This is a genomic window from Skermanella sp. (genome assembly GCF_059503625.1).
Map to the genome: position 1 here is coordinate 1 of NZ_JCACHA010000541.1, position 2,043 is coordinate 2,043.

Sequence of the window (2,043 nt, forward strand, 5' to 3'; positions counted from 1 at the left end):
ATCGCCATACACTGAGCCACCCCGCAGAACCCCAATTCAATACAGTTGCGCTACGGCACTACGCCGGCCGGGCAGTCTGACGGGCCGCTGACGGACGACGGCTAAAGCGGGATCGGGCGACGACGTGCCGTGCCGCCCTCTTCCACCGGTTCGCCCCAGCGGCGAACGAGGCCGGCGTCCAGATCGAACATGTCGAGGACGCGGCCGACGGTATGGTCGATCAGGTCATCGACCGACTCAGGGCGCGCGTAAAGAGCCGGAACCGGTGGAGCGATGACGGCGCCCATTTCGGCCAGCGCCGTCATCGTCCGCAGATGCCCCAGGTGCAGCGGCGTTTCCCGCACCATCAGCACGAGGCGGCGGCGCTCCTTCAGAACGACATCGGCGGCGCGCGTCAGCAGGGTCGATGTGACGCCCGTGGCGATTTCGCTCATGGTGCGGACGGAGCACGGCGCCACCACCATGCCCAGCGTACGGAAACTGCCGCTGGAAATGGCGGCGCCGATGTCCTGGATCGGATAGGCGACGGTTGCCAGTTCGCGGACCTGGGCGACCTTGAGGTCGGTCTCGCAGGCAAGGGTCACTTCGGCCGACCGGCTCATCACCAGATGGGATTCGACCCCCAGCCGGTTCAGAGCCTCCAGCATACGGATACCGTAGACCACGCCGGACGCGCCGCTGATGCCGACGATGAGGCGGGGCGGCCGCCCGGCGGGGGCTTCATCCATGATGGATCAGTCTACCGTCTCGTCCAGTTCGGTATCGTGTCCGCGGCTATACCTGCCATGGTCGTTGTCGTCGCCGAACACGGGCCGGACTTCGGCATCTTCCTCCTCGTCGTGTTCCTGCGCGTCCGCTGCCGTGATGGGCGGCGCACCGGGAGGACGGCGGATGGTGGCCAGAGCCTCTTCAAGCTCCCGCTGGGTGCAGAGACCGAGCAGGACCGGGCTGCGCGGCTTGATGTTCGGGGTGTTCCAGTGGGTGCGGTCGCGGATCGCCGCGATGGTCGGCTTGGTGGTCCCGATCAGCTTGCTGATCTGGGCGTCCGACAGGTCGGGGAACTGCTTGACCACCCAGGCGATCGCGTCGGGCTTGTCGCCGCGCTTGGTGACCGGCGTGTAGCGCGGCCCCTTGGAACGGGCGACCGGCTGGGGAAGGTCCTGGACCAGCAGGCGCAGACGAACGTTCTCGTCCTTCTCGGCGCGCTCGATCTCTTCCTTGGAAAGCTGGCCATTGGCGATCGGGTCGAGGCCGACCATGCCGACCGCCACTTCGCCGTCGGCTATCGCCTTGATCTCCAGCGAGTGCAGGCCGCAGAAGGCCGCGATCTGTTCGAAGGTGAGGGCGGTGTTTTCGACCAGCCAGACGGCGGTCGCTTTCGGCATCAATGGCAGGGGCATCGGTCCTCCGGAAAATCTGGCGGCCTCGCCTTGGCGCGGGTTCGGCCTTTGATAGAGAGATATATGGGACTTGCGCGCGCCGGCGAGGAGGTGTGTTTGCTAGCGATCCGGATAGCGAGCGGATGGCCGGTTGGCCGCCGTTCAGGAATCCAGGGTGAGAACGATCTTGCCGATGTGGCTGCTGGTCTCCATCAGGGCATGGGCGGCAGCGGCTTCGGCAAGGGGGAATGTCTTGAAGATCAGCGGCTTGACCTTGCCGCTTTCCAGCAACGGCCAGACCCGCTCGCGGAGCGCCTGGGCGATCTGGCCCTTGTAGGCGACCGGACGGGGACGCAGCGTGGAACCGGTCAGCGTCAGACGGTTGACCATGACCTTGGTGAGGTTGAGCGTGACCTTCGGCCCGCCCAGGAAGGCGATGCTGACGCGGCGGCCATCGGGGGCCATGATGTCGATGTCGCGCTGGACATAGTCGCCACCGACCATGTCGAGCACCACGTCCACACCCTTTTTGCCGGTCAGTTCCTTGATGACGGCGCCGTAGTCCTCGGTCTTGTAGTTGATGGCGCGGTCCGCCCCCAGACGCTCGCAGGCCTCGCACTTGTCGGCGCTGCCCGCCGTCGTGAAGACGCGGGAACCGAACGCC

The 2,043-nt window shown here is 66.2% G+C and carries 3 protein-coding genes; all 3 read right to left on the reverse strand.

Annotated features, from left to right (window positions below; translation table 11 throughout):
• Nucleotides 1-101: 101 nt before the first annotated feature.
• On the reverse strand, nucleotides 102-728 hold the full coding sequence (locus tag AC5JJ6_RS11535) for a UbiX family flavin prenyltransferase (RefSeq protein ID WP_496042167.1): 627 nt from the start codon (nucleotides 726-728) through the stop codon (nucleotides 102-104).
• Nucleotides 729-734: 6 nt separating this feature from the next.
• The gene (locus AC5JJ6_RS11540) at nucleotides 735-1,400 is read right to left on the reverse strand and encodes a DUF1013 domain-containing protein (RefSeq protein WP_496042168.1); all 666 of its coding nucleotides are present in this window, start codon (nucleotides 1,398-1,400) and stop codon (nucleotides 735-737) included.
• A 141-nt stretch (nucleotides 1,401-1,541) separates the two neighbouring features.
• A partial coding sequence (locus AC5JJ6_RS11545; protein ID WP_496042169.1) for a zinc-binding dehydrogenase occupies nucleotides 1,542-2,043 on the reverse strand: 502 nt, incomplete at its 5' end.